Source organism: Streptomyces sp. NPDC006458 (assembly GCF_040612135.1).
In the GTDB taxonomy this organism is placed as follows: Bacteria; Actinomycetota; Actinomycetes; order Streptomycetales; family Streptomycetaceae; genus Streptomyces.
The window spans coordinates 138074-159654 of the sequence record NZ_JBEXPR010000011.1 but is presented as its reverse complement, the minus strand read 5'-3'; the positions used below and the strand labels follow the sequence as shown (position 1 = coordinate 159654).

21 protein-coding genes are annotated in these 21581 nt (G+C 72.9%); 14 read left to right on the top strand and 7 right to left on the bottom strand.

Annotated features, from left to right (window positions below; genetic code table 11):
• Window positions 1–102 precede the first annotated feature (102 nt).
• From ABZZ79_RS17345 to ABZZ79_RS17315, 7 genes are all read left to right on the top strand, one after another.
• Window positions 103–729 (top strand): TetR/AcrR family transcriptional regulator, encoded by a 627-nt coding sequence (locus ABZZ79_RS17345; protein ID WP_356689768.1) that lies wholly within the window; start codon window positions 103–105, stop codon window positions 727–729.
• A gap of 291 nt (window positions 730–1020) precedes the next feature.
• Complete coding sequence (locus tag ABZZ79_RS17340) at window positions 1021–1419, top strand: hypothetical protein (RefSeq protein WP_356689850.1); 399 nt, start codon at window positions 1021–1023, stop codon at window positions 1417–1419.
• 276 nt (window positions 1420–1695) lie between these two features.
• Window positions 1696–3321, top strand: a complete 1626-nt coding sequence (locus tag ABZZ79_RS17335; protein WP_356689767.1) for an ATP-binding protein — start codon at window positions 1696–1698, stop codon at window positions 3319–3321.
• Complete coding sequence (locus ABZZ79_RS17330) at window positions 3318–3725, top strand: roadblock/LC7 domain-containing protein (protein ID WP_356689766.1); 408 nt, start codon at window positions 3318–3320, stop codon at window positions 3723–3725. Before ABZZ79_RS17335 ends, ABZZ79_RS17330 begins: the two co-directional genes overlap by 4 nt.
• The gene (locus tag ABZZ79_RS17325; protein ID WP_356689765.1) at window positions 3722–4129 is read left to right on the top strand and encodes a DUF742 domain-containing protein; all 408 of its coding nucleotides are present in this window, start codon (window positions 3722–3724) and stop codon (window positions 4127–4129) included. The genes ABZZ79_RS17330 and ABZZ79_RS17325 overlap by 4 nt, the downstream gene beginning before the upstream one ends.
• Complete coding sequence (locus ABZZ79_RS17320; RefSeq protein ID WP_356689764.1) at window positions 4110–4730, top strand: ATP/GTP-binding protein; 621 nt, start codon at window positions 4110–4112, stop codon at window positions 4728–4730. Before ABZZ79_RS17325 ends, ABZZ79_RS17320 begins: the two co-directional genes overlap by 20 nt.
• 132 nt (window positions 4731–4862) lie before the next feature.
• Window positions 4863–6386 carry a cytochrome P450 gene (locus tag ABZZ79_RS17315; RefSeq protein ID WP_356689763.1) on the top strand — a complete coding sequence of 508 codons (1524 nt, stop codon included), beginning with the start codon at window positions 4863–4865 and terminating at the stop codon, window positions 6384–6386.
• A gap of 17 nt (window positions 6387–6403) precedes the next feature.
• On the opposite strand, the gene ABZZ79_RS17310 is transcribed toward ABZZ79_RS17315, so the two are convergent.
• Complete coding sequence (locus ABZZ79_RS17310; RefSeq protein ID WP_356689762.1) at window positions 6404–7354, bottom strand: pseudouridine synthase; 951 nt, start codon at window positions 7352–7354, stop codon at window positions 6404–6406.
• 155 nt (window positions 7355–7509) lie between these two features.
• On the opposite strand from ABZZ79_RS17310, the gene ABZZ79_RS17305 reads away from it, so the two are divergent.
• Window positions 7510–8091, top strand: coding sequence for a GNAT family N-acetyltransferase (locus ABZZ79_RS17305; protein ID WP_356689761.1), 582 nt, complete (start codon window positions 7510–7512; stop codon window positions 8089–8091).
• Between the two features lie 54 nt (window positions 8092–8145).
• Here the strand turns inward: ABZZ79_RS17305 and ABZZ79_RS17300 are convergent, their stop codons facing one another.
• The 3 genes from ABZZ79_RS17300 to ABZZ79_RS17290 all read right to left on the bottom strand — a co-directional run bounded on the left by ABZZ79_RS17300 (window position 8146) and on the right by ABZZ79_RS17290 (window position 11923).
• Entirely contained in the window at window positions 8146–9807 is a 1662-nt protein-coding gene (locus tag ABZZ79_RS17300) for an amino acid permease (RefSeq protein WP_356689760.1), read from the bottom strand.
• A gap of 242 nt (window positions 9808–10049) precedes the next feature.
• Window positions 10050–10895 carry a siderophore-interacting protein gene (locus ABZZ79_RS17295; RefSeq protein WP_356689759.1) on the bottom strand — a complete coding sequence of 282 codons (846 nt, stop codon included), beginning with the start codon at window positions 10893–10895 and terminating at the stop codon, window positions 10050–10052.
• A gap of 98 nt (window positions 10896–10993) precedes the next feature.
• Entirely contained in the window at window positions 10994–11923 is a 930-nt protein-coding gene (locus tag ABZZ79_RS17290) for a 5'-3' exonuclease (RefSeq protein ID WP_356689849.1), read from the bottom strand.
• 402 nt (window positions 11924–12325) lie between these two features.
• Between ABZZ79_RS17290 and ABZZ79_RS17285 the strand changes: the two genes are divergently transcribed.
• Both ABZZ79_RS17285 and ABZZ79_RS17280 read left to right on the top strand, forming a co-directional pair.
• Complete coding sequence (locus ABZZ79_RS17285) at window positions 12326–12892, top strand: XRE family transcriptional regulator (protein ID WP_356689758.1); 567 nt, start codon at window positions 12326–12328, stop codon at window positions 12890–12892.
• Window positions 12893–13056: 164 nt separating this feature from the next.
• Complete coding sequence (locus ABZZ79_RS17280; RefSeq protein WP_356689757.1) at window positions 13057–13776, top strand: helical backbone metal receptor; 720 nt, start codon at window positions 13057–13059, stop codon at window positions 13774–13776.
• On the opposite strand, the gene ABZZ79_RS17275 is transcribed toward ABZZ79_RS17280, so the two are convergent.
• On the bottom strand, window positions 13703–14980 hold the full coding sequence (locus ABZZ79_RS17275) for a TDT family transporter (protein ID WP_356689756.1): 1278 nt from the start codon (window positions 14978–14980) through the stop codon (window positions 13703–13705). The two genes, ABZZ79_RS17280 and ABZZ79_RS17275, sit on opposite strands and share 74 nt — an antisense overlap.
• 71 nt (window positions 14981–15051) lie before the next feature.
• Between ABZZ79_RS17275 and ABZZ79_RS17270 the strand changes: the two genes are divergently transcribed.
• Window positions 15052–15987, top strand: a complete 936-nt coding sequence (locus tag ABZZ79_RS17270) for a LysR family transcriptional regulator (RefSeq protein ID WP_356689755.1) — start codon at window positions 15052–15054, stop codon at window positions 15985–15987.
• Window positions 15988–16336: 349 nt separating this feature from the next.
• On the opposite strand, the gene ABZZ79_RS17265 is transcribed toward ABZZ79_RS17270, so the two are convergent.
• Both ABZZ79_RS17265 and ABZZ79_RS17260 read right to left on the bottom strand, forming a co-directional pair.
• Window positions 16337–17023, bottom strand: coding sequence for a gamma-glutamyl-gamma-aminobutyrate hydrolase family protein (locus ABZZ79_RS17265; protein ID WP_356689754.1), 687 nt, complete (start codon window positions 17021–17023; stop codon window positions 16337–16339).
• A 204-nt stretch (window positions 17024–17227) separates the two neighbouring features.
• The gene (locus ABZZ79_RS17260) at window positions 17228–17947 is read right to left on the bottom strand and encodes an FCD domain-containing protein (protein WP_356689848.1); all 720 of its coding nucleotides are present in this window, start codon (window positions 17945–17947) and stop codon (window positions 17228–17230) included.
• A 96-nt stretch (window positions 17948–18043) separates the two neighbouring features.
• Here ABZZ79_RS17260 and ABZZ79_RS17255 point away from each other — a divergent pair, with 96 nt between their 5' ends.
• Genes ABZZ79_RS17255 through ABZZ79_RS17245 form a run of 3 tightly spaced genes read left to right on the top strand, consistent with a single transcriptional unit; the run spans window position 18044 to window position 21566 of the window.
• The gene (locus tag ABZZ79_RS17255; RefSeq protein ID WP_356689753.1) at window positions 18044–19402 is read left to right on the top strand and encodes a glutamine synthetase family protein; all 1359 of its coding nucleotides are present in this window, start codon (window positions 18044–18046) and stop codon (window positions 19400–19402) included.
• Window positions 19403–19410: 8 nt separating this feature from the next.
• Complete coding sequence (locus tag ABZZ79_RS17250; protein ID WP_356689752.1) at window positions 19411–20778, top strand: aldehyde dehydrogenase family protein; 1368 nt, start codon at window positions 19411–19413, stop codon at window positions 20776–20778.
• Entirely contained in the window at window positions 20775–21566 is a 792-nt protein-coding gene (locus tag ABZZ79_RS17245) for a 3-oxoacyl-ACP reductase (RefSeq protein WP_356689751.1), read from the top strand. Before ABZZ79_RS17250 ends, ABZZ79_RS17245 begins: the two co-directional genes overlap by 4 nt.
• Window positions 21567–21581 lie beyond the last annotated feature (15 nt).

The following is a 21581-nucleotide window of genomic DNA, read 5'->3' as shown; positions in this document are numbered from 1 at the left end:
ACCGCGGGGTCCGGCGAGGGGCCGCGGTGGTGCCCGTCCGCCCCGGGCCTCTCGCTGTCGGCCGGGCGAGCGCGGACGGTGCCGTGTGCGAGGATCGAACGCATGGGGACGACAGGTGGCCGTCGCGTCGGCCGGCCGCGCGCCGCGCAGCGGCCGGACAGCGGTCTGCCGCCGCGCGAGGAACTGCTCGCGGCCGCGGCGGAGTTGTTCACGGTGAACGGCTACGCGGCCACCACCACCCGGGCCGTGGCCGAGCGTGCCGGTATGCGGCAGGCGTCCATGTACCACTACGTCTCCGGCAAGGAGGAACTCCTCGCCGCGCTGCTGGAGTCGACGGTCACGCCGTCGCTGGCGTACGCGCGCGAGCTGCTGGCCGACGACGGCGGCCCGGCCGCGCGACGGCTGTGGGAACTGTGCCGGGCGGACGTGCAGCTGCTGTGCGGCGGGCCGCACAACCTGGGGGTGCTGTATCTGCTGCCCGAGGTGCGCACCGAGCGGTTCGCCGGTTTCCATGCGGTGCGGGCCGAACTGAAGGACGCCTACCGGCAGTTGCTGGCCGCGACCGAGGCGGGCGGGGCGCTCGCCAAGAGTGAGCTGGAGCTGCGCACGGACCTGGTCTTCGGGCTGATCGAGGGCGTCATCCTGGTGCACCGGTCCGACCCCGAGCGGCCGGTGTCGGCGTTCGCGGCGGCGACGGCGGACGCGGCGCTGAGGGTCGCGGGGGTCTGAGGGCGGCGGGGCTCGGGGGTGCCGGGGTCCGGTGGGGGTGTGGCGATGAGGGGTGCCGGCTCGGCGGGGGTGTGGTGCTCGGGGGGTGCCGGTCCTGCGGGGTGTGGCGATGGGGGGTGCCGGCACCGGCGGGGGTGTGGTGCTGAGGGTCGCGGGGGTCTGACCGGCTGTACGACTGCTCGGCGCAGGTGGTGACGGACGCAGGGGACGTCCTCGCGTGCAACGCGCTGGCGAGGCCCTGGCGGGCGACGCGCGCCCGGAGGGCCGGGAGGCGGTCGTGCTGGGGGCGAACTGTCTGCGGCCGGGGAGGAGTTCGCGCGGCCGTGGGAGGAGTGCGAGGTGGCCGTGCGGCGCGGGCCGCTGAAGCGGTTCCGGCACCCTGTGGTGGGCCTTGCTGGAGCAGGGCAGGGGCGGCGCTCGTGGGGTGCCGGGTCCGGTGAGGCTGCGGCACTCGGGGGGTGCCGGCACCGGCGGGGGTGTGGTGCTGAGGGTCGCGGGGGTCCGACGGGTGTGGTGTTCGGGGGTGCCGGGGCCCGGCGGGGGTGCCGGTCCGGCGTGGGCGTGGCGCTGACGGGTGCCGGGGTCTGGCGAGGGCCGCGGGGCGGTGCGGGGCGGGCTTCGGGGTGTTCGTCGGCGGCCCGTGGGGCAGTTCTCCGACGGGCCGCGAGGCCGCTTCACTCGTTACGGTGAGTTATCTTCGCATGTCTGTACGCCGCTACGGAGCGTGTGCGAGCGTGGTCGCAGCGTGCAAATGGGGCCGAGCGTACTCCTGCCGCGGGCGCCGTCTCAGGCGCTTGCCGAATATGACACGGCGATGATCCGGTCGGACTAAGCTCGCCCGCAGCGCGCCGAGTTGAGATGTATTCGTGCGCTTGTTCCCAAAACTCCCTTAGATCCCGACAGTTCCATGACGTACCCCGCTGCAAGCACCCCCGCGTACCAGCCGATTCGTTTCAGAGGGCCCACATGGTGAGTGTCCAGACCCCACCCGTACGCCGCGAACTCCCCTTCGCCCGCGTGCTGTTGCTCCCGGCGATAGTCATGGCCGTGGCAACCGGCGCCGCCGTGGCACTCGTCGCGCGGCCGGCGCAGAACGCGGTCGCCGTGTGCGGTGGCATCGCCACCCTGCTGGTGATCCTGACCGGAGCCGAGGCCGTGCGCCGCGGCCGCACGGTGCGCGAGCTGCGCGCCGAGCACGCCAGTCACAGCGCGTATCTGGAACAGCGCCTCGCCGCCCGCGACGCCCGGATGGTCCGGCTCGGCCGGGAGGTCGTGCCCGCGGCCATCCACCGGCTGCGTGTGGGTAACTCCCCCGGTGAGGTGATGCGCGACCTAGGCGACATCGACCCCTCCTACCGGGACCTGAGCGAGGCCGAGCGCCATCTCATCTTTCACATGGTGCGGATCGTGGACCACGAGGAAGCGCTGCGCGACTCCGCCCAGCGCTCCTTCGTCAACGTCGCCCGGCGCGTCCAGGCGATCATCCACCAGCAGGCCGCGGAACTGCGCGAGATGGAGGAGGACCACGGCCGTAACCCCGAGGTCTTCGACGACCTGCTGCGCATCGACCACGGCAACGCGCTGATCGGCCGCCTCGCCGACTCCATCGGCGTCCTCGGCGGCGGCCGCCCCAGCCGCCAGTGGCCCAAGCCCGTCGCCCTCTACAGCGTGCTGCGCGGCGCCATGTCCCGGATCCTGGAGTTCCGGCGCATCTCGCTCGACAACATCGCCAAGGTCAACATCAAGGGCACCGCCGTCGAGCCCGTCATCCATGCCTGCGCCGAGCTGCTCGACAACGCCACCCGCTACTCCCCGCCGCAGACCAAGGTCCACGTCACCGCGTTCGAGGTGCAGACCGGTGTCGCCATCGAGATCGAGGACGGCGGCGTCAGCCTCAGCGAGGAGGCCCGCGCGAGAGCCGAGGGCATGCTGGAGCGCGCCAAGGCCGGTGTCGACCTCCAGGAGCTCGGCGACAGCCCCCGCCTCGGCCTCGCCGTCGTCGGCCGGCTGTGCTCGACGTTCAACATGCAGGTGTCGCTGCGCAGTTCGGCCTACGGCGGCGTCCGCGCGGTGCTCATCGTGCCCAGCGACATGATGACCACCGAGCCCGGCGTCGGCCTCGCGCACGGCATCGGAGCCACCGCCCTGCCCCAGGCGATCGACGCGCTCGAAGGGCCCAAGCGCCCGGCCAAGAAGCGCCGCCCCACCAGCCCCCGCATCCCCGCGACGGTCTCCATGGAGGACGAGGTTCCCGAGGTCACCGAGTGGACCGCGGGCGGCCTGCCGCAGCGCCGCAGCCGGGTCAGGACCCCGCTCAGCCAGCGCCTCGCCGAACAGGCCGCCGCCGAGCGCGCCCTGCGCGAAGGGCGCGATCCCGGACCCCAGTGGTCGGAGCTCAAGGCCGAACCGGCCCGCAAGAAGGACGACCAGCCCGCTCCCGGGGTGGCGTTCGAGGCCTTCTGGGAGGGACTGAAGAAGGTCGCCGCTCCCGGCGAACACCCCACCGCGTTCACCCGCAACCCCACCGCATACACCCATCTGATCGATGACCCGGCCCGCAGCGAGGCCGACGACGAGGGGGATCTCAAGTGATCCAGCAGCGAGCGAACTTCGACTGGATGCTCAAGGAGCTCGCCGACGGCGTACCGGGCGTCGCCATGATCGTGGTGCTCTCCGCCGACGGACTGCGCATCGCCCGGCACGGCGGCGACCCCGACACCGCGGACCGGGTCGCCGCGGCGTGCGCGGGACTGCAAAGCCTGGCGAACGCGGTGGCTCAGGAGATCCCCACCAGCGAAGGGGAGATGAACATGGTGCTCATCGAGGTCGACCGCGGCTACTTCTACATGATGGCGGCCGGTGCCAACGCCTACCTCGCCGTCCTCGCCGACATGATCTGCGACCCCAGCATGATGAGTGCCCGGATGCGCGACCTCGTCGTCCGGATCGGCGCCCATCTGACGAGTCCGCCCCGACGCAACGGGCAGACCGTATGACGCCTCCGCAACGCCAGCGACGCACCTCCGAGCCCGAGCCCGAGTCCGCCCCGCCCCCGTCCTCCGGCAAGGAGGGCGAACGCCCCAACCCCGAAAGGCTGTTCGTCATCGGCGGCGCGGACGGCGGGCGCGCGGAGCTCGACCTGGTCACGTTAATCGTGGCGCACGCCGAGCCGTCGCCGTCGACCACCCCGGAACAGGCGGCGGTGCTCCGGCTGTGCGCCGCCCCTCTGTCAGTGGCCGAGCTGTCGGCCTATCTCAGCCTGCCGTTCAGTGTGGTGACCGTGCTGCTCACCGAGATGCTGGCGGCCGAACTGGTCCAGGCGCGCGTCCCCGTCGTCCGCAAGTCGCTCGCCGACCGTTCCCTCCTCGAAGCGGTGATGCATGGACTTCAAAAGCTCTGACACCATTCCCGGCCCACGCACCGAGGACCATCTGCCGCACACGGCCCAGGCGGCGGTGAAGATCGTGATCGTGGGCGGCTTCGGGGTCGGCAAGACCACGATGGTCGGCTCGGTGAGTGAGATCAGGCCGCTGACCACCGAGGAGACCATGACGCAGGCCGGCGTCGGGGTCGACGACAACTACGGCTCCGAGACCAAGACCGCCACCACCGTGGCCATGGACTTCGGCCGTATCAGCGTCAGCGACCAACTGGTCCTCTACCTCTTCGGCACCCCCGGCCAGGAACGCTTCTGGTTCCTGTGGAACGGCCTGTTCGAGGGGGCGCTCGGTGCGGTCGTGCTGGTCGATACCCGGCGGCTGGAGGTCAGTTTCGACGTCATAGGGCGGCTGGAGGAACGCGGCGTGCCGTTCGTGGTCGCCATCAACTCCTTCCCGGACGCGCCCCGATACCCCATGGACGAGCTGCGCACCGCCCTCGACCTGCCCGAGGAGATCCCGATCATGGAGATCGACGCGCGCCGCCGCGCCTCCAGCCGGGACGCCCTGATGACGCTGATGCGGTTCCTGCACGACCTCGCCCTGACCGGCGCGCTCACCTGACCCCTGGGCCGCCGCGAAACCGGACGCGCCCACACGGCGATCCATCCGCGCCCGCCCGCATCCCCCACACGCACGGCCCCCACCCGTCCCGAATCCCCCGACACCTGATCCACCAGCTTCGGAGCCTCCACAGTGACGCCTGAACCCCACGCACCGACCGGAACGGACGACCCGACCCACCTCGCCCCGCCCCCCGGCTGCCCCGCCCACGGCATCGGCCCCGGCGGCCTCCAACGGCTCTACGGCCCCGGCGCGGCGGACCTCGGCGAGCTGTACGAGAAGCTGCGGGACGACCACGGGCCCGTCGCCCCCGCGCTGCTCCACGAGGACGTGCCGGTCTGGGTGGTGCTCGGCCACGCCGAGAACCTGCACATGGTGCGCACGCCCTCGCAGTACACCCGGGACAGCCGCATCTGGACCCCGCTGCTGGAGGGCATGGTCAAGCCCGACCACCCGCTCATGCCGCACATCGCCTGGCAGCCCATCTGCTCCCACGCCGAGGGCGACGAGCACCTGCGGCTGCGCGGCGCGGTCACCGGTGCCATGTCCACCATCGACCACCGCGGCCTGCGCCGGCACATCAACCGCTACACCCAGCGGCTGGTCAACGGCTTCTGCGAGGAGGGCAGCGCCGACCTCGTCGGTCAGTTCGCCGAGCACCTGCCGATGGCCGTCATGTGCGAGGTCCTCGGCATGCCCGAGGAGTACAACGACCGGCTCGTGCACTCCGCCCGCGACGCGCTCAAGGGCACCGAGACGGCCATCGCCAGCAACGCCTACGTCATGGACGCGCTCGGCCGGCTCACCACCCGCCGCCGCGCCCGGCCCGACGACGACTTCACCAGCTTCCTCATCATGCACCCGGCCCGGCTGACCGACGACGAGGTCCGCGAGCACCTGCGGGTGGTCCTCTACGCCGCCTACGAGGCCACCGTCAATCTGCTGTCCAACGCGATCCGCATGGTGCTGACCGACCCGCGCTTCCGCGCGCAGCTCAACGGCGGCCAGATGACCGTGCCCGAGGCGGTCGAGCAGTCCCTCTGGGACGAACCGCCGTTCAGCACCGTCTTCGCCTACTTCGCCAAGGCGGACACCGAGCTGGGCGGCCAGCGCATCCGGCGCGGCGACGGGCTGCTGTTCGCGCCCGCCCCCGGCAATGTCGACCCGCGGGTGCGGCCCGACCTGGCGGTCAACATGCAGGGCAACCGCTCGCACCTGTCCTTCGGCGGCGGCCCGCACGAATGCCCCGGCCAGGACATCGGCCGTGCCATCGCCGACGTGGGCGTGGACGCGCTGCTGATGCGGCTGCCGGACGTCGAACTCGACGTCGAGGAGGAGGAGTTGCGCTGGACCGAGTCCATCGCCTCCCGCCATCTCGTGTCGCTGCCGGTGCAGTTCGCGCCGAAGGCCCAGCAGGACATCATGGAGAAGCCGTCGATCCGGCCGCTCCCGCCGCAGCGGCCCGCCTGGCAGGTCGGCCCGCCCGCGCCCCAGCAGGCCCCCGCCGCCCAGCCCCAGCCCCAGCCGCAGTCCCAGTCCCAGTCCCAGTTGCAACCTCAGCCCCAGCCCGCGCCGCCCGCCCAGGCCCCCACGCCCGTACCGGCCGGACGCCCCGGGATGTGGCAGCGGTTGCTGCGGTGGTGGCGGGGCGACTGACCCGGGCTCCCGCAGCGCTACAAACCGGCCCAGTCGGCGTACGACGTCCATGCGGTGAGCTGTCGGCCGCTGACGAAGCGATGGTTCGCGCCCGTGACCGGGTCGGTGAACTCCATTGCACGCGCGAGCAGTTGTAGCGGGCGGCGGAAGTCACCGGCCGGCACGGGCGGGCCCGGCTCTGGATACAGCGGGTCGCCGAGGATCGGCAGGCCGAGCGCGGTCATATGCACCCGCAGCTGATGGGTCTGCCCGGTGGCGGGCAGCAGCCGGTACCGGGCCGGGCCCTCACCGCGCCACTCGGCCAGCTCGATCCGGCTGACCGCGTTCGGCTCGCCCTCGACCTCCTGGGCGGTGAGCACCCCGCGCTCCTTCACGATGCGACTGCGCACCGTGCGCGGGAGTTCGAGCCCGGGGTCGTAGGGCGCGACCGCCTCGTACTCCTTGTGCACCAGGCGGTCGCGGAACAGCGTCTGATACGCGCCGCGCTCCTCGGGCCGTACGGTGAACAGCACCAGGCCGGCCGTCAGCCGGTCCAGACGATGTGCCGCGCTCAGCGCCGGGATGCCCAGATCGTGACGGAGCCGGGCCAGCACGGTCTGGGTGATGTGTGAGCCGCGCGGGGTGGTGGCGAGGAAGTGCGGCTTGTCCGCGACGACGATGTGCTCGTCCCGGTGGACGACCTCCACCGGGAACGGCACCGGCACCTCGGGGGCGAGCTCGCGGTGGAACCACACGTACATGCCGGGCACATAGGCCGCGTCCGCGGCCACGGGGCGGCCGTCCGCGCCCACGACCAGTCCGTCGTCCAGCATCCCGCGTACGACCCCGGCGCCCGCGCCGGACAGCCGGTCCACCAGGTGCTCGCCGACGGTGGCCCATTCGCCCTCGCCCGGCAGCCGCACCCGCACCGGATCCACGCCGTCGCGCTGCGGCAGCGGGGAGGGCGGGTGCGGACGACGGCGGCTCATGGTCAGGCAAGCCTACGTCGCCCCCACGAAGCCCCTGACGCGCCGGACCCGGCGGAGCCGTTGGCGGGCAGGACCCGGCGGAGCCACTGAAGCGGCGGAGGGGGCGGCTGTTAAACCCGTTGGACCGGCCGTGGCGCCTTGGCAGGATGGCGATCATGCCCTATCTCACCCGCCCGGTCCTGCCCGCCGGAACCCTCGCCTGCATGCCGCAGCCCACGCTCGACACCGGCGACGGCCTGCTGCTGCGCCCCTGGCTGGACTCGGACGCGCCGGCGGTGCACGCCGCTTTCCAGGACCCGCTGATCCACCGCTGGCATCTGCGGGCCGCTGAGTCGGTGGAGGAGGTGCGTGAGTGGATCGGGGAGTGGATCACCGACTGGGTGGAGGAGTCCTCCGCGCAGTGGGCCGTCGTCGAGCCGGGCGGTGAGCGGCTTCTGGGCAGGGTGGCCCTGCGCGAGATACGCCTCGACGAGGGTGTCGCCGAGGTCGCCTACTGGACCACGGCGGCGGCCCGCGGACGGGGCGTCGCCGCGCGGGCCACCACCGCCCTGTCCCACTGGGCCCTTGAGGACATCGGCCTGCAGCGCCTGGAACTGCTGCACGCCGTGGCCAACGAGGGATCCTGCCGTGTCGCCGCCAAGTCGGGTTTCCTCCTCGAAGGCACCAAGCGCAGCTCGGGCCTGCACGCGGACGGTTGGCACGACATGCATCTGCACGCCCGCGTGCGCGGCGACTGACCAGCGGTTGCCGGTCGGGCGTCGACCTTGGGGCTGTCGTTCGGACGACAGCCCTTAGACCTTCACCGTCTCGGTCCCCGTCCCCGTCTCGGTCCCCGTCCCCGTCGCCGTCGCCGTCTCGGTCCCCGTCTCCGGCTTCGGCTCCGTCCCCGTCTCCGGCTCCGTCCCGGGCTCCGGCTCAGCGAGCGTCGCGGAGGCCGTCGTACCTCTGCGGTACGCGCGGAAGGCCACGCCCGCGGCGACGGTGACAGCCAGGAACAGCAGGGTGAACCACTGGAAGTACCAGTGCCCGCCCGCCGGGTCGTACACCTCGGCGCGGGGCCAGGCCAGGTTGACGGTCATGAACAGGCCGTAGAGCACGGCGAGCGCGGTGACCGGGACGCCCCAGCGGCCCAGGGAGAACAGCGGGGCGCCGCGTTCGTCCGTGCCGCCCGCCGGGAAGCGGCCGCGCAGGCGGGTCAGCAGGAGCGGGCCGGTGACCATCGCGTAGGCCAGGTACAGCAGGGCGATGCAGGTGGTGCCGATGGCCAGGAACGCCTCGGGGGAGGCGAAGTTGAGCAGGAGCAGTGCCGCCGCGAGGACGCCGACGACCGTCGCGGGGGCGCCGGGCATGCCGGTGCGCGGGTTGACATGGGCGAGGCGGCCGGAGAAGGGGAGTTGGCCGTCGCGGGCCATCGAGAACAGCATGCGGGAGGCCGAGGTCTGGATCGCCAGGGTCGCCACCGCGATGGCGACCACCACGTCGGCCAGCAGCACCCGGCCGACCCCGTCGCCCAGGCTGCTGGTCAGGACGTAGGAGAGCCCGTCCACGGCCAGGCGGCCGTCGGTGAGGCTGGGCGCGGCGAGCAGTCCGCCCAGCACGATCAGTCCGCCCAGCAGGCCCGCCGCGCCGAGCGCGGTGAGGATCGTGCGCGGCGCGGTGCGCCTCGGGTCGCGGGTCTCCTCGCTCATCTCGCCCGCGCTGTCGAACCCGATGAGCACGTACGCCGCCGTGAACGAGCCCACCAGCAGCGCGCCGCTGAGGTCACCGCCGCCGGTGTGGAAGGTGATGCCGGGGTCGCGCTCGGAGTGGGTGAGCAGCAGGACGACGATGAGGACGGCCCCGATGATCTCGGCGGTGACGCCGACGCGGTTGATCAGTGAGAGCACGCGGTTGTCGACGACGTTGACCAGGGTGGTCAGGGCGAGCAGGACGACGCCCAGCACGGCCGCGTTCGCCGCGCCGTCGGGGGAGGTGGGCGCCGGGTCGTCACCGATCAGCTGGAAGCCGGACCACAGGGCGGGCAGCACCATCTGGAGCGCGAGGGCGGCCGCCGCGACGACCACGATCTGGCCGATCACCATGATCCAGCCGGCGAACCAGCCGAAGGCGGCGTTCGACAGCCGTGTCGACCACTGGTAGATCGCGCCCGAGATCGGGTAGCGCGCGGCCAGCTCCGCGAAGCACGCCGCCACGAGGAACTGCCCGGCGAGCACGGCCGGCCAGGCCCAGAAGAAGACCGGGCCGCCGAAGGCGAACCCGAACGCGAAGAACTGGAAGACGGTCGTCAGGACCGAGATGAAGGAGAACCCGGCCGCGAACGAGGCGTACCGGCCGAGGCTGCGGTGCAGTTCCTGGCGGTAGCCGAACTCGGCGAGGGAGCGGTCGGGCGCGGGGCGGCCGGAGCCGGGCCCGGGTGGGTCGGGGCGCAGGTCGGAGGGGGCGGTGGTGGTCACGGCGGCACCTGCCTTCGGCGGGAGGGGGAGGGCGTCGTACGGGTCGCGGTGCGGGGCGGAACCCATTTCCTGTCGGGCGACAGAAATTAGGGACGGCCTGTTTCACCTGCATGACGCGTCCGTGTCACCTACGCGCCCAAGTCCTCACGACGCTCAGGTGGTTGTCCCGCCGGAGCCCGGATGCGCCCCCTGAGAACGCCGAAGCGGCGGCACCCGTGCCGGGTACCGCCGCTTCGCCCTGCTCACGCGGCCGGTGCCGCCCCCTCCTGCTCGCGCTCGATGCGCTCGTTCCACTCCCGCTTGGAGGCCTGCCAGCCGTCCTCGTCGTGGCCGAGACGCCAGTAGCCGGAGATGGACAGGTCCTCGCGGGGGATGCCCCGTTCGACCCGCAGCAGGTGCCGCAGCTGCTTCACCCAGCTCGCCTCGCCGTGCACGAAGGCGTGCGGCCGGCCCTCGGGCCAGTCCAGCGAGCGGACCGCCTCGATCAGCGCCTCGCCGATGCGCCGGCCGTCGCGGTGCAGCCAGACGACCTCCGCGACGGCGTCGATCTTCAGCTCCTCCTCGGGCCCGGAGATCTCCACGAAGGCGCGCACATCGGCGTCGTCGGGCAGTGCCTCCAGGGCGGCGGCGATGGCGGGCAGGGCGCTCTCGTCGCCGACGAGCAGATGCCAGTCGGCCGTCGGGTCGGGGGCGTAGGCGCCGCCGGGGCCCAGGAAGCGCACGGTCTCGCCGGGCCGCACCCGGATCGCCCAGGGGCCGGCCAGGCCCTCGTCGCCGTGGACCACGAAGTCCAGGGTCAGCTCGCGCACCTCGGGGTCCCAGGCACGCACGGTGTACGTACGGGTCACGGGCCACTGCTCGCGCGGGAACTCCTCGCGGATGCGCTGGAGGTCGTACGGCTCGGGATAGCTCACGCCCTCGGCCGGGAACAGCAGTTTCACGTAGTGGTCGGTGTGGGTGCCCACCGAGAATTCGGCGAGGCCGTCACCACCGAGCACCACGCGTTGCAGGTGCGGGGTCAGCCGCTCGGTGCGGACGACCTGCGCGGAGTGGGGCTTCCGTGCCCCGCGGGCCGGACGTAGTGCCATGGCGGCCTCCCTGCGTTCCCTTGCTTAGGCATACCTAAGTTAGCACCACGCCCCCTGACATGTGTCCGACCGGCGGCCCATATGAGCACCGGCAGGTCTCACGCGCCCAGGGTGAGCAGCAGCCGGTGCAACGAGTTCCCCAGTCCCCAGCGGCTACCCAGCTCCGCCACCGCCGCCGGGTCGCGCGGGGTGCGCGGCAGGGCCGGATCCACGTCCGGCAGGGGCACGTCGTCCGCGACCCGCACCACCTTCGGGGCGACCGCGAGATACGGCCCCGCCTCGGTGAGCCGCTTGCGCTGCGTCGGTGTCAGCTTCGCCCTCGGGTCACCCACCGCGGCCATGATCCCGGCGAGGTCGCCGAACTCCGCGAGCAGCTTCGCGGCCGTCTTCTCCCCGATGCCGGGCACGCCGGGCAGCCCGTCGCTGGGGTCGCCGCGCAGCAGGGCCAGGTCGGCGTAGCCGGGACCGTCGACGCCGTACTTCTCGCGCAGCACCGCCTCGTCCGTGAGCTGGAGCATGCCGACGCCCTTGAGGGGATAGAGCACGCGCACTCCGCGCGTGTCGTCGACCAGCTGGTAGAGGTCGCGGTCGCCGGTGACGATGTCGACCGGGCCCTCGGCGCGTGCGGTGAACGTGCCGATCACGTCGTCGGCCTCGTAGCGCGCGACGCCCACGCGCGCGATGCCGATCGCGTCCAGGACCTCCTCGATCACCGGCACCTGCGGGGAGAGGGTGTCCGGCACCTCCTCCTCGTCCGGCCCGGCGTCGTGCTCCTCGGCGACCCGGTGCGCCTTGTACGACGGGATCAGCTCGACCCGCCACTGCGGTCGCCAGTCGGCGTCCATGCAGGCCACCAGCTGGTCCGGGCGGTGGTCCCGCACCAGGCGGTCGATGAACTCCAGCAGCCCGCGTACGGCGTTCACCGGAGTGCCGTCCGGGGCCTTCACGGACTCCGGGACGCCGAAGTAGGCGCGGAAATAGAGCGAGGCGGTGTCGAGGAGCATCAGTCGTCCGGTCACGCCTCGCATCATGCCGTACACCACCGACAGGAACCCTTCGGCGCAGCAGTCGTGTGCCGCCACAGAAATGCTCGACATTTCCGCCGTACGGCCACCACATGGATCCGGACAACCACGCAGAGCCACGTAGGGGCCTGTGAACGCGCCGGACGGGGCCCCGAGTTCGGGTCCGGGCCGCGCGAAGCGCCTGGAATCCGCACGGAACGGGGTCGGGCGGATGCGGAGCGCGGCTGTCCGCTGGCGCGAACTGAGGGGTCGTAGCTCGGACAATGTGTCGGCGATGTGACGGCCGCATGAAACGGTTTGCCGAACATGCGTAGGGTGCAGAGAAGTCATCAGGAGAATCCACCGGGAGCGGCGCGACGGTGACCGGCCGATGAACGAAGACGAGCGAAGGAGGGAGCCGGAGCGATGGGCGACCACAAAGAGCAGCCTCTGCGCGTGGGTGCGGCCGTGCGGCGACGTCGCCGGGCGCTGGAGCTCACCCTCGCCGTCGTGGCCGAACGCAGCGGCCTGTCGGTGCCCTTCCTGAGCCAGATCGAGAACGACCGGGCCCGGCCCAGCACCGCCTCCCTGGAGAAGCTCGCCGACGCCCTGCGCACCACGGCCGTCGAACTCCTCGCGGCGGCCGACCCGGCGTGCAGCGTCGACGTCGTGCGCGCCGAGGACCCCGAGCAGGGCCCCGCGCCGCAGGGGCGTTCCCTGGTGCGCGGCCATCACCAGATGCATGCCTCGGAGTACACCGGCGACCATGACGCGGGCCGTGAATTCCAGTACCGCAACGACCAGTTGCTGTATGTCGCCGACGGCGGTGCGGAGATCGAGGCGGAGGGCCGCGCCTACCGGCTGGGCCGCGGCGACACCCTCTACCTGACCGGCGGGGTGCGCCACCGCTGGCGGGCGACCGGGCCGGAGACCCGGGTGATCGTGGTCGCGGTCGCCGAGCACATCGAGGCCGTAGAGGACCGGCCCCGCTAGTGCCCCGACAGGCAACGTTCGCCCCGTCGCGACGCCCGGCACGCCCTCTCGCCGCACCGGGCACAGACCCAAGTACATCCAGTACGAGGGCCTGCACCCGGCACACCGAGAGCACGCGCCGGACGCCGCTCCTTGACGGGCAAACGCTGCCTGCCGGGGCACTAGTGCGCGTCGTCTCTCTCGTACCGTCCCTGACCGAGGCCGTGGCCGTGTCCCTGCCCGGTGTGCTGGTCGGCGCCACCGACTGGTGCAGTCGTCCGGCGGACCTCGGCGTCACCCGGATCGGCGGCACCAAGAACCCCGCGCTGGACCGGATCATCGGCCTGCGCCCCGACCTCGTCCTCGCCAACGAGGAGGAGAACCGCGAGCCCGACCTGACCGCCCTGCGCGCCGCGGGCGTCGAGGTGCTGGTCACCGAGGTGCGTGACGTGCCGCAGGCCTTCGGCGAGCTGGAGCGGGTGCTGCGCGCCTGCGGGGCACCGGGCCGGCCGCGCTGGCTGGACGAGGCCGAGGCCGCCTGGGCCGCACCGCCCGCCCTGCCCGGCGGGACGACCGCCGTGGTGCCGATCTGGCGGCGGCCCTGGATGGTGCTGGGCCGGGACACCTTCGCGGGCGACGTCCTGGCCCGCCTCGGCGTCGGCCACCTCTACGCGGGGCACGCGGAGCGGTATCCGCGCGTCCCGCTGGAGGAGCTGCGGGCCGCGGCCCCGGACGTCGTGGTCCTGCCGGACGAGCCCTATCGCTTCACCGCCGACGACGGCCCCGAGGCGTTCCCCGGACTGCCCTGCGCGCTCGTCGACGGCCGGCACCTCACCTGGTACGGGCCGTCGCTGGCGACGGCGCCCCGGATGCTGGGCGAGGCCCTGCGAGCAGCTCTCCGCTGAGCAGTCCCCGTACGGTCCCGGCCGCCGCGGCCGCCCAGGCGGCGAGCACGACGGCGTAGAGGACCGCGGCGAGGGCGTCGTAGGCGAGGAGACCGGTGTGCCGGGCCAGGGACTCGGCGCCCGTGACACAGGTGCCCACCGGGAAGGTGAACGCCCACCAGGTCATCGCGAAGCCCATCCCGTGCCGCCGGGCCCGCATCACGTGCACGATGGCCAGGCCCAGCCACAGCAGCGCGAAGCCCATGACCGGGACGCCGTAGAGGACCGCGAGGAGCGCGAAGCCGTCGGCGTACGGGGCGGGCACCACGCCCGGGGCCGCGTCGGCGAAGTGGCCGACGGCGGTGGTCGACTGGCCCAGCGGACCGAGCACCAGGAACAGCGTCGGGGTCAGGGCGAGCGGCAGCGGGCCGCCCGTGAGCAGGCGGGCGAACACCAGCGGCAGCATCACCAGCGTGGCCAGCAGGCTCAGCCCGAACAGCGCGAAGCAGCCCAGCAGCAGCGTCTCGCGGGCCTGCCCCGGCGGCAGATGCGGCACCAGCAGCGGGCCCAGTGCCGCCGACACCATGGGCGCCACCAGCGGCAGCAGCCACACCGGCGTGGCCTGCTCCACGGTCACCCGGTGGCGTACGGCCATCAGGAACGGGACGGCGACGGCCGCGGCCAGCCCCACGGCCGTACCGGCGCTGAACAGCACCGCGTCCAGCGCGAGGGCCGCCTCGGGGCCGATCCAGTCCCGCCCCGCCGTCATCGCGCCGCCGCCGACGGCCAGCAGGCCCATCGAGAGGCAGCCGTAGAACGGCACGACCGCCGGGTCGAGCAGGTGGGCGCGGGCCTGGTCGCGGTGGTGGCGCCAGTGCAGGGCGCGGGCGGCCAGCAGCACGACGAGCAGGGCGAGGGCGAGCGCCCAGACGGCGGCGCGCAGCGGGCGCAGGGCGGGGAGCTGCCCCGGGAGCGCGGTGGCGACCATGGCCGTGCCCATGACGGTGGCGTACCAGTTCGGGCCGAGGTGGCGGACGGCGGCGGCCCGGGGGCGGCGGGGCGTGGCCGGGTACGGGGTGGGGGACGCCCGGTGGCGGGTCGCGGGTGCCTGCGTGTGGCGTCCGACTGACGATGCGGGGGAGTTCCCCCGGGTGACGGGCGATGCGGGAGCGTGCTCGACGCGCGGGGTGGGCGCGGGGGAGAGGGGCTGGGCGGCGGTGACCATGACGCCCACCTTCCGGCCGTCTCGCTGCCTCGACCAGGGGCTATGTCTCTATCACGACATAAGGTGGGGTTATGAGCAGCAGCAATGGGCGGGACGGGGACACACGACCGGGCGCGGGTTCGCTGGCGCACCGGGTGCCTGACCTGGGCGCCCTGGAGCTGCTGCTGGCCGTCGCCCGGCTGGGCAGTCTCGGCGCGGCGGCGCGCGAGGTCGGCATCACCCAGCCCGCCGCGAGCAGCCGGGTCCGTTCCATGGAACGTCAGCTCGGCGTGGCCCTGGTGGACCGTTCGCCGCGCGGCTCCCGGCTCACGGACGCGGGCGCGCTGGTGACCGACTGGGCGCGTCGGGTGGTGGAGGCGGCCGAGGCCTTCGACGTGGGTGCGCAGGCACTGCGGGACCGGCGCGACTCCCGCCTCCGGGTCGCCGCGAGCATGACGATCGCCGAGTACCTGCTGCCGGGCTGGCTGCTGGCGCTGCGCGCGCAGCGGCCGGACACGGCGGTGTCGTTGCAGGCCGGCAACTCGACGGTCGTGGCCGAGCTGCTGCTGTCCGACGAGGCGGACCTGGGCTTCGTGGAGGGGCTCACGGTGCCGACCGGGCTGGACTCCGTGGTCATCGCCCACGACCAGCTGATAGTGGTGACGTCCCCCGGCCACCCCTGGGCCCGTCGCAGGCGGCCGCTGGAGGCATCCGAGCTGGCGGCGACGCCGTTGATCCTGCGGGAGAAGGGCTCCGGCACCCGTCAGGTCCTGGACACGGCGCTGGGCGGCCTGGCCCGCCCGCTCATCGAGCTGTCGTCCACCACGGCGGTGAAGGCGTCGGCGGTCAGCGGCGCCGGTCCGGCGGTGCTGAGCGAACTGGCCGTGCGCGAGGAACTGGCGATGCGGCGGCTGGTGAGTGTGCCGGTCGACGGCGTCGCCCTGGCCCGTGACCTGCGGGCGGTGTGGCCGACCGGGCACCGGCCGGTGGGACCGGCCCGGGAGCTGCTGTCGCTGACGCGGGGGTAGGCAGCGGGGCCACGTCCGGGCCGGGCGGGCGCCAGGCCCCGGTGGCCGCCGGCCGGGCCCGCATCGGGCGGGTTGCCGCGTTTCCGTTCGCCGTGGCCGTTCGCGCAGTTCCCCGCGCCCCTTGACGGCGGCGGGGCAACGCTCCCGTCGGGGGCGCGGGGAACTGCGCGAGCAACCATGTACGGCGGCAGCCCGACGACGGGCGTCAAGCCCCTGCTGCCCGCCGCGGTGCACGAAGGGAGCCGCCGGACCGCTGGTCAGGACCCCGCCGGACCGCTGGTCAGGACCCCGCCGGACCGCTGGTCAGGACCCCGCCGGACCGCTGGTCAGGACCCCGCCCGACCGCTGGTCAGGCACCCGCCGCCGCGACCAGCGCCCGCATCACCCTCAGGTCCTCACCCATCTCCGGGTGCCACTGGACGCCGAGGGCCCAGTGCGGGGCGGGCAGCTCGACGGCCTCCACCGTGCCGTCGGGGGCGTGGGCGGAGGGGATCAGGCCGATGCCCAGGCGGTCGACCGACTGGTGGTGGTAGGTCGGTACGGCGGTCTCCTCCGGCACCGTCCCGGCGTACAGGGTGCCCGGGACCGGCTCGACCCGATGGCGGCCGAAGACGCCGGGGACCTCGGCGTGGCCGTCGATGTGCTGGGTCAGGGTGCCCCCGAGGGCGACATTGAGGAGCTGCATGCCCCGGCAGACGCCCAGAAGGGGCAGGCGGGCGCTCAACGCGGCGTCGATCAGGGCCAGTTCCCAGGCGTCGCGGGCATGCGCGGGCGGGCCGGTGCGCGGGTCGCGGTCGGCGCCGTAGCGTGCCGGGTCGACATCGGGGCCGCCCGCGATCACCAGGCCGTCGAGGCGGGCGACGGCGGCGGCGGCCAGGTCCGGCTCGTCCGGCGGCAGCATCGCCGCGAGGCCGCCCGCGCGCTGGACGAGACCGGCGTAGCCGGCCGGCAGCAGGGCCGCCGGCAGCTCCCACACCCCCCAGCGCACACCGGACTCCAGATACGTACTGATCCCGATCAGCGGTCTGTCCGCCATGCGCCCTCCCAGGTCGTCCATCGACCGTCTCCCAGGTCCTCATGGACCGTCGTATCCCAGGTCCTCATGGACCGCCGTCTTCCAGGTCCTCAATGGACCGCCGTCTTCCAGGTCCTCAGTGGACGTCGAATCCCAGGTCCGCATGGACCCTCGTCTCCCAGGTCCTCAATGGACCGTCCGTGTACCTTTTCGGCGCAGCCGTGCTCACGTGAGGAATCCTCGCAGCAGGGCCGCCGTCCCCGCGCAGTGCTCGCGCATGATCTCCCGTGCCGCGTCCGCGTCCCCGTCGAGCACCGCCTCGACCAGTGCGGTGTGCTGGCGCTGGGAGTGTTCCAGGTTGCGCACCAGCAGCGGGATGCAGTCGAGCAGGTCGTTCACCCCGGCCCGCACGGCCGCGTACTGGGCGGTCAGCGAGGGGGAGCCGGACAGCTCGGCGAGCGTGAGGTGGAGCAGGGTGTCCAGGCGCCGGTAGTCCGTCAGGGGCGCGTCATGGGTGCGGGCCAGGGCCTCGCGCAGCCGGGCGGCGCGCTCCTCGGTCAGACCGTGCGCCGCGCACAGCTCGACCGCGCCCACCTCCAGCACCTCGCGGAAGCGCAGCACGTCCTCCACGTCCACCCCGGCGACCCGGCGCCGCAGCTCGTCCTCGCCGCCGCCGTCGGCGCGCGCCAGCACGAACGTTCCGCCGTAGCGGCCCCGCCGCGACTCCACCAGGCCCTGGTCCTGGAGCACCTTGAGGACCTCGCGCAGCGTCACCCGGCTGATCCCGAGCCGCTCGGCCAGCTCCCGTTCGGCGGGCAGCCGTCCGCCGGCCGGCACCAGACCCAGCCGCACGACCTGGAGGATCTGCTCCAGGGCCTCCTCGAAGCCGTTGCCCGCCCGCACGGGGCGCAGCACCGGCGTCAGCCCGTCCGCCGCGTCCGCCATCTGTTCCGGCACCGCCGTGCCCCCTTCCCAAGCAATGGTTCTCGGCAATACCTTATGGCTCCCGGCTGACCCAAGAAGCCTTAAGGAGGCTTTCCCGTGGCAGACCGCACACCGCCGCTCGGCGTCGAGGAACTGCACGCCCTCGTCGCCGCCGGTGAGATCGACACCGTCGTCCTGGCCTTCCCGGACATGCAAGGACGGCTCCAGGGCAAGCGGTTCGCCGCGCGGTTCTTCCTCGACGAGGTCCTGCGGCACGGCACCGAGGGCTGCAACTACCTCCTCGCCGTCGACGCAGACATGAACACCGTCGACGGCTACGCCATGTCCTCCTGGGACCGGGGCTACGGCGACTTCGCCATGCACCCCGACATGACCACGCTGCGCCGGGTGCCCTGGAACCCGGGAACGGCCATGGTCGTCGCCGACCTCGCCTGGGAGGACGGCACCCCCGTCGCCGCCGCGCCCCGCCAGATCCTGCGGCGTCAGCTCGACCGCCTCGCCGAACACGGCTGGATCGCCCAGGTCGGCACCGAGCTGGAGTTCATCGTCTTCAAGGACACCTACGAGGCGGCCTGGGACGCGAACTACCGCGCGCTGACCCCCGCCAACCAGTACAACATCGACTACTCCATCCTCGGCACCGGCCGCATCGAGCCCCTGCTGCGCCGCCTGCGCAACGACATGGCGGCCGCCGGGCTCACCGTCGAGTCCGCCAAGGGCGAGTGCAACCCAGGCCAGCACGAGATCGTCTTCCGCTACGACGAGGCCCTCGTCACCTGCGACCAGCACGCGGTCTACAAGACCGGCGCCAAGGAGATCGCCGCGCAGGAGGGCGTGTCGATCACCTTCATGGCCAAGTACAACGAGCGCGAGGGCAACTCCTGCCACATCCACCTCTCGCTCGCCGACGCCGACGGCGGCAACGTGCTGGCCGACGGCCACGGCATGTCCGAGACCATGCGCCACTTCCTCGCCGGACAGCTCGCCGCGCTGCGCGACTTCTCGCTGCTGTACGCGCCGAACATCAACTCCTACAAGCGTTTCCAGCCCGGCTCCTTCGCACCGACCGCCGTCGCCTGGGGCCACGACAACCGCACCTGCGCCCTGCGCGTCGTCGGCCACGGCCGCTCACTGCGCTTCGAGAACCGCCTGCCCGGCGGCGACGTCAACCCGCACCTCGCGGTCGCGGGCATGGTGGCGGCGGGCCTGTACGGCATCGAGCACAAGCTCCGGCTGCCCGAGCCCTGCCCCGGCAACGCCTACACCGCCGACTACGAGCACGTCCCCACCACCCTGCGCGAGGCGGCCGAGCTGTGGGAGAACAGCCCCCTCGCCAAGGCCGCGTTCGGCGACGAGGTCGTCGCGCACTACCGCAACATGGCGCGCGTCGAGGTGGAGGCCTTCGACGCCGCGGTCACCGACTGGGAGCTGCGGCGCTCCTTCGAACGCATGTGAGGCCCTTCTTGTCCGAAGAACTTCAGGTACTCAACCCGGCCACCGAAGAGATCGTCGCCACCGTCGGGGCCGCGGGCCCGGCCGATGTGGACGCCGCCGTGGCACGGGCCGCCACCGCGCAGGTGACGTGGGCCGCCCTCGCCCCCGCCGACCGCGCGCGCCTGCTGCGCCGCTTCTCCGTCGCCGTCGACGAACACCGTGAGGAACTCGCCCGGCTGGAGGTCCGTGAGGCCGGGCACACCATCGGCAACGCCCGCTGGGAGGCGGGCAACGTCCGTGACCTGCTGGACTACGCGGCCGGGGGAGTGGAGCGGCTGACCGGCCGCCAGATCCCGGTGGCCGGGGGACTGGACGTCACGTTCCTCGAACCGCTCGGCGTGGTGGGCGTCATCGCCCCCTGGAACTTCCCCATGCCGATCGCCGCCTGGGGCACCGCCCCCGCCCTCGCCGCCGGCAATGCGGTGCTGCTCAAGCCCGCCGAGACGACCCCGCTGACCGCCCTGCGCCTCGCCGCACTGGCCCTGGAGGCCGGACTTCCCGAGGGACTCTTCCAGGTGCTGCCCGGCCACGGCCCGGTCGCCGGGAACGCCCTGGTCGAGCACCCCGGCGTCGCGAAGATCGTCTTCACGGGGTCAACGGCCGTGGGTCGACAGGTGGTGGCGAAGGGCTCCGCCCTGCTCAAGCGCGTCACCCTCGAACTGGGCGGCAAGAGCCCCAACATCGTCTTCGCCGACGCCGACCTCACCGCGGCCGTCGACCCCTTCTCCTTCCTCGACAACTCCGGCCAGGACTGCTGCGCCCGCACCCGCATCCTCGTCCAGGAACCGGTCTACGACGAGGTCCGCGCACTGCTCGCCGACGCCCTCGCCGCGGTCGTCGTAGGAGACCCTGCCGACGAGAAGACCCAGATGGGCCCGCTGATCTCACGCCGCCAGCTGGACCGCGTCCGGTCCTACGTCCCCGAGGACGCCCCCGCCCTGCGCGGCAGCGCGCCCGACGGGCCCGGCTTCTGGTTCGCGCCGACCGTGCTCACCGGCGAACGGCCCGACTCCGCCGCGGTCCGCGAGGAGATCTTCGGCCCGGTCGCCGTCCTGCTGCCGTTCACCGACGAGGAGGACGCGATCCGCCTCGCCAACGACACCTCCTACGGCCTGTCCGGCTCCCTGTGGACCCGTGACATCGGCCGTGCCCTGCGCGTCTCGCGGGCCGTCCGCGCCGGCAACCTGTCCGTCAACTCCCACTCCAGCGTCCGCTACTCGACCCCGTTCGGCGGATTCAAGCAGTCCGGCATCGGACGCGAACTCGGCCCGGACGCCCTGGCCGCCTTCACCGAGACCAAGAACGTCTTCATCAGCACGGAGGGCCCCGCACAGTGACCGTAGAAACCGAAGGCACCGTCTGCCGCCGCCTCGTCGGCCGTACCGCCGTCGTCACCGGAGCCGGCAGCGGCATCGGCCTCGCCACCGCCCGCCGCCTCGCCTCCGAGGGCGCCCACGTCGTCTGCGGCGATGTCGACGAGGCCCGTGGCAAGGCGGCCGCCGAAGAGATCGGCGGACTGTTCGTCAAGGTCGACGTCACCGACCCCGAGCAGGTCGAGGCGCTGTTCAGGACGGCGTACGACACCTACGGCAGCGTCGACATCGCCTTCAACAACGCCGGCATCTCCCCGCCCGACGACGACTCCATCCTGGAGACCGGCCTGGAGGCCTGGAAGCGCGTCCAGGAGGTCAACCTCACCTCCGTCTACCTGTGCTGCAAGGCCGCGCTGCCCTACATGCGCCGCCAGGGCAAGGGCTCCATCATCAACACCGCGTCCTTCGTGGCCAGGATGGGCGCCGCCACCTCCCAGATCTCCTACACCGCCTCCAAGGGCGGCGTCCTCGCCATGTCCCGCGAACTGGGCGTGCAGTTCGCCCGGGAGGGCATCCGGGTCAACGCCCTGTGCCCGGGGCCGGTCAACACCCCGCTGCTCCAGGAACTGTTCGCCAAGGACCCCGAGCGGGCCGCGCGCCGCCTGGTGCACATCCCGCTCGGGCGGTTCGCCGAGGCCGAGGAGATCGCCGCCGCCGTCGCCTTCCTCGCCAGCGACGACTCCTCCTTCGTCAACGCCACCGACTTCCTGGTCGACGGCGGGATCTCGGGGGCGTACGTCACGCCGCTGTAGGCCACGACCTACAGT

Bases quoted from the DNA above. Each gene is read 5' to 3' on its own strand.
- ABZZ79_RS17295 (WP_356689759.1), bottom strand. From the start codon at position 10,895: ATGGCACTACGTCCGGCCCGCGGGGCACGGAAGCCCCACTCCGCGCAG.
- ABZZ79_RS17305 (WP_356689761.1), top strand. From the start codon at position 7,510: ATGCCCTATCTCACCCGCCCGGTCCTGCCCGCCGGAACCCTCGCCTGC.
- ABZZ79_RS17270 (WP_356689755.1), top strand. From the start codon at position 15,052: ATGAGCAGCAGCAATGGGCGGGACGGGGACACACGACCGGGCGCGGGT.
- ABZZ79_RS17290 (WP_356689849.1), bottom strand. From the start codon at position 11,923: ATGCGAGGCGTGACCGGACGACTGATGCTCCTCGACACCGCCTCGCTC.
- ABZZ79_RS17335 (WP_356689767.1), top strand. From the start codon at position 1,696: ATGGTGAGTGTCCAGACCCCACCCGTACGCCGCGAACTCCCCTTCGCC.
- ABZZ79_RS17310 (WP_356689762.1), bottom strand. From the start codon at position 7,354: ATGAGCCGCCGTCGTCCGCACCCGCCCTCCCCGCTGCCGCAGCGCGAC.
- ABZZ79_RS17345 (WP_356689768.1), top strand. From the start codon at position 103: ATGGGGACGACAGGTGGCCGTCGCGTCGGCCGGCCGCGCGCCGCGCAG.
- ABZZ79_RS17320 (WP_356689764.1), top strand. From the start codon at position 4,110: ATGGACTTCAAAAGCTCTGACACCATTCCCGGCCCACGCACCGAGGAC.
- ABZZ79_RS17265 (WP_356689754.1), bottom strand. From the start codon at position 17,023: ATGGCGGACAGACCGCTGATCGGGATCAGTACGTATCTGGAGTCCGGT.
- ABZZ79_RS17325 (WP_356689765.1), top strand. From the start codon at position 3,722: ATGACGCCTCCGCAACGCCAGCGACGCACCTCCGAGCCCGAGCCCGAG.
- ABZZ79_RS17285 (WP_356689758.1), top strand. From the start codon at position 12,326: ATGGGCGACCACAAAGAGCAGCCTCTGCGCGTGGGTGCGGCCGTGCGG.
- ABZZ79_RS17275 (WP_356689756.1), bottom strand. From the start codon at position 14,980: ATGGTCACCGCCGCCCAGCCCCTCTCCCCCGCGCCCACCCCGCGCGTC.
- ABZZ79_RS17260 (WP_356689848.1), bottom strand. From the start codon at position 17,947: ATGGCGGACGCGGCGGACGGGCTGACGCCGGTGCTGCGCCCCGTGCGG.